Annotated in this window: 4 protein-coding genes; all 4 read right to left on the reverse strand. The window is 41.4% G+C overall.

Features of this window, described 5'->3' with window-relative positions:
* Positions 1-44: 44 nt before the first annotated feature.
* On the reverse strand, positions 45-569 hold the full coding sequence (locus tag ASV53_RS22705; RefSeq protein WP_062692380.1) for a protein disulfide oxidoreductase: 525 nt from the start codon (positions 567-569) through the stop codon (positions 45-47).
* Positions 562-2,661, reverse strand: a complete 2,100-nt coding sequence (locus tag ASV53_RS22710; RefSeq protein ID WP_094958796.1) for a protein-disulfide reductase DsbD family protein — start codon at positions 2,659-2,661, stop codon at positions 562-564. The genes ASV53_RS22705 and ASV53_RS22710 overlap by 8 nt, the downstream gene beginning before the upstream one ends.
* A 53-nt stretch (positions 2,662-2,714) precedes the next feature.
* Positions 2,715-3,104, reverse strand: coding sequence for a hypothetical protein (locus ASV53_RS22715; protein WP_094958797.1), 390 nt, complete (start codon positions 3,102-3,104; stop codon positions 2,715-2,717).
* A gap of 168 nt (positions 3,105-3,272) precedes the next feature.
* Entirely contained in the window at positions 3,273-4,481 is a 1,209-nt protein-coding gene (locus ASV53_RS22720; RefSeq protein WP_094958798.1) for a dicarboxylate/amino acid:cation symporter, read from the reverse strand.
* Positions 4,482-4,795 lie beyond the last annotated feature (314 nt).

Raw genomic sequence — 4,795 nt, forward strand, 5'->3', positions numbered from 1 at the left:
AATGTAATAATAAGTGTCGCTTTAAATTTCATAATTTTTCCAACTTAAATCTGAGTTAACAATAGACGAGCAAGTAATCCCCAAGGCGTTGTCAGGCCCGTCGTTATCGTTTTAATTTCACCGTTATCAATGATTGCTATGGTCGGAGTTACGGATATTCCCCATTGGCTAGATATATCATGTTGCACATCATTGATATTGTTAAAGTGGTAATCTTTCGCGTTGAGATAGCGCAGAACCCGCCGATCTTCACCGGAGTTTAGGCTAACCCCAACAACCGGATAAGAATCGCTAAGCCAGTTAATTGTTGGCGTCACAAACTTACAGGCAGCGCACCAAGTCGCCCAAAAATAGACAACGACAGGCTTTTGCTTACTCATTGTTATCACATCAACAGGCACATTATTTTGTGTCATCCCTGTTATTGCTGGCATCGAATCTAATGGCATATCTTGGGTTCGCCAAGCATCCATCACAAAACCAAAAGCAATAAATACCATTACGTAAGTGAGTACTTCTTTACGCCAATTCTTTACGCTTTTCTTCGCCTTCACTTTTCCTTTAACCATTATCAATGCCTGCTTGCTTTATCGCCTGCATCACAACATTGCTGGTTAAAATAACGGGCAGCTTAATGCCTTGTGGCGCATTGGGGCCATAAACCACGTTGAAAGGCACCCCAAAACGATCATGACGTTGTAAGTAAGCCGTTATCGTTTTACTTGGCACCGTCCAATCACCTTTCATAGCAATAACATCTTGGCTATTAAGTTTACTCAGCACTGGCTCTTGTAGAATAACGCCAATTTTATTGGCTTTGCATGTCACACACCAATCGGCAGTCACATCAACAAAAACAACTTTACCATCAGCAACATAGTTATTAATCGCATCCACCGAAAGTGGCTGCCAATCGGGTTCAGGAGGGAGAACTTTTGCCGTTACCGACTGTTCAATAAATACCGAAGATGAAACCACGATAGCTAACAATATCCCAGCGAATCCCGTTGCTTTCAAGCCATGTATTTGCATCATTCTGATTAAGAAAGTTCCTCCAGAAACCCACGCTAATGCATAGAGCCACTGTGGAGAAATATGATTAGACAGCAAGGAAAGTAGCCATAAACTCGTTATCAACATCATGATTCCGAACAGGTACTTAATACGGTTCATCCAAGCACCAGGTCTGGGTAACGCAAGTGCTATCGATGGAAAAGCAGAGACAAGGATCCACGGTAGAGCCATACCAAAAGCCAGTGCAGTAAAAATAGCAAACATAGTCGGAATGTTCGTCGCAAGCGCATAAGCGATAGCTGTCCCAAGGAAGGGAGCAGAACAAGGCGTTGCTAATAATGTTGCAAACATGCCCTGAGTGAAATGGCCTAAGTGCGAGTTATCCCCTTGTGAAGCCATCCATGTATTGGTATTTGAAGACAAACGGATCTCAAACAAACCCAACATATTTGCCCCAAACAAAGCCGTTATCACGAACATCAATCCGATAAACCAACCACTTTGGAATTGGATCCCCCAACCAATAGCACTACCTGACAGCTTCAATACGGCCAAAAAGGCTGCAAGCAGCCAAAATGAAGCAAAAATACCACTAGCTGACGATAAGAACTGGCGTCTAACTTGCCTCTTCTCTACCCCTTGAGCACTAATAATTCCGCTTAACTTCATGCCTAATACAGGGAATACACAAGGCATTACATTCAAGATCAAGCCGCCAAGTACTGCAAACAAAACCATTTTCACTATCGAACTATTACTGCTCGAGGTAACAATCGTATCAGCCTTGATAACAGCCGATTGCTCAGCAAAGAAATCACTATCTTTAAATGTAATCGCTACTTTTTCATCCGATAAGTGTGGCGTTCCCATCCAACTACTGACATCAAACGTTGCAATCAAGTTGTTTCCGTCTATCTCAACGACAGGGCGCGAAAATGTTGAATCCTGCACTTCATCGCTTTGTCCATCAACAATAACATCAGGTGCTTTCCACCCCATTTTATTGACAGTGGTCACTTGAAGTTGTTCTTTAGTTTGATCCCATACCGCGTTTACACCAGATAGCAAAGGTGAGGCTTTAGGCACCTTGCTCACACCTTTCGCATAGGTACGCATCGCGTCATCTGACACCGTTAAGTGGCTAGGGTCAAAAGACAGTTTTATTGGATAATCGGTTAAAACACAGATCGTCGTACACGATGACAACGTTAACTTTGCATCCAATACAACGGGCTTTGTCAGATCCTTGATATGCAATGTCATCGGAAAAATAACATCTTTCTTATACCCAAGTGTTTCTAATCCAAGGGTTTGAAAACGCTTTGGGTACGGCCAATGCCAATCAACAGCACTGATATTTTTAGATTTATCCCATCGCATTTCAGGCGCAACACCGCCTTCACCAGGACTACGCCAGTACGACTTCCAATCTCCGTCGAGGCGAACTTCAAGGTATCCAGCTAATGTCTGATCAGACTCGTTAACTTGGCCCGTGACAACAAATTGTGTCTCTATGGGTGGATGGTTAGGATTCTGCAGCCAACCTGTTGCTTGTGTTTCTGCATTAGCATTCACTGCGGTAAGAGCGTAAAAAATCGCGAATAACCAAAACATGGCTAAACGTCTATATCGCTTGTTTTTTTGCACGTAATTATTCCTTAAAGATAAATAGTTAGGGTGTTATCAAAACAACCTAAGATTTATTCTCTAAAGACACACAATGTGAGATGAAGCCGCCTTCCTTTATGCAGGATAGGCTCTGTAAATGGCGGGTGGTAATTGGGTATTGAAAGAAGCCACAATATAAGCACCAATATCACAAACTGCATGATTAGCGCATATTCAGCAACTTGGTGCTGCTCAAAATTGATCAAATGCTCAGACAACTCACACTTATCTTGATCATCTACATCTTGTTGCGATTGCTGAGCTTGCTGAGCTTGCTGAGCGGAATGACTGACAGCGTTGTATTTCACTGAGCAAGTACCCAACAAGCCAATATTGTTCGCTAAACAGACACAAATAACCCACCACACTAACAAGAGCGTTAGCTTGGTCAGTTTATTCTGTTTTTGCTTAGCTACATACATGCAGGCATCTTTCAATTAACACAGTGAGGATAGTTATGACTGACTAAAGGATTGTTAGTTCCACTTAACGTGAAATTTATTAATATAAATAAAAAGCACTCCCTACATGGTGAGTAACTGAACAACCCAACACCTAGAGAGTGATTAAAACCAAGCGACTACGACTAGCTAAGCATTTGAGCTTTCAGCTTGCGTACTTAGTGTGCCATCTTTATTAAAGACACCTTCCAGCATTAATGTTAATGCCCCGTCACCCGTTACATTACAAGCGGTTCCGAAGCTATCTTGCAATGCAAAAATGGCAATAAGTAAGGCAACACCAGCAGGATCAAAACCAATAACGCCAACCACGATTCCCATCGAGGCCATGACAGTACCGCCTGGCACACCAGGTGCACCAATGGCAAAAATCCCGAATAACAATACGAATAAAGCCATGGTGCCAACAGGTGGTATCGCGCCATAAAGCATCAATGAAATCACCATAATAAATAGCGTTTCGGTTAATACAGAACCCGCCAAGTGAATAGTGCCACCTAACGGCACCATAAAATCGACCGTTTCTTTACTCAAAACATTGGATTTTCTCGCGCAATCTAAAGCAACGGGTAAAGTTGCTGCGCTAGACATAGTGCCCACAGCTGTCAGGTAAGCCGGACCATAGTGCTTTAACACTTCCCACGGATTTTTACCCGACACAGCACCCGCTAATGAATACAGCACACCCAGCCAAATCATGTGGCCAACTAAAGCAAGTACGACAATCTTCAAAAATACTGGAAGTTGCAAAGTCAGCGTACCTTCGTAGGCCAAACCAGCAAATGTCGTCGCAACAAAGAAAGGGAGTACAGGGATCACCGCTGACTTAATCACCATCAGCATCATTTTTTCAAATTCTTGTAAGCCCTTTTCAAACACCTCAGCTTTGGTTTTAAGCGTCGTTATACCGAGCAAAATGGCGATAACCAATGCCGACATCACAGGCATCACAGGTGGAATCGCAAGTTTAAAGCTGGCTTCAGGCAACTCTTGTAAACTATCCATCACACTGGGAACAGAAAGATGAGGAATTATCATCAAACCCGCAATATAAGCAAAACTTGCGGCACCAACAGCTGATAAATACGCCATCCCAATGCCCATACCTAACATTTTATTCGCATTGTTTTTCAATTTAGTTATGGCAGGAGCAATAAAAGCAATAATAACCAAAGGTACCGTGAAAAATATAAATTGCCCTAACACATATTTAATTGATACAACCACAGACATTACCGATTCAGTGGCTAACAACCCAATAACTGAACCAAATAAAATTCCCATTAATAATTTAATGATCAGAGACCATTCATTTTTAGCATTCCCTTTATTTTTCATAACATACAACTTCTTAGTATAAGTATATTTAAATCCATCCGAAACAAACGCACTTATCATATCACCAGCTAATTAAAGCAGTAATTAAGCACGCATCTAGGTAAAAACCAGCAGAACATTCACCCATACTATAATAAAAAACTGAAATAAAAATGAACGTTTTGCTATATATTATTCAGATAAATACGCCTTATCACATTTACGACACAATATTATAAACAGGTAGCAGCAATAAATCGTGACTAGCAACATATTTACAAAAAGAGAACACTTTTACATCTCATTTTGTGCATAAAAAACACTACCTTTAAATA

This window comes from Photobacterium sanguinicancri (assembly GCF_002265265.1).
Lineage (GTDB): Bacteria > Pseudomonadota > Gammaproteobacteria > Enterobacterales > Vibrionaceae > Photobacterium > Photobacterium sanguinicancri.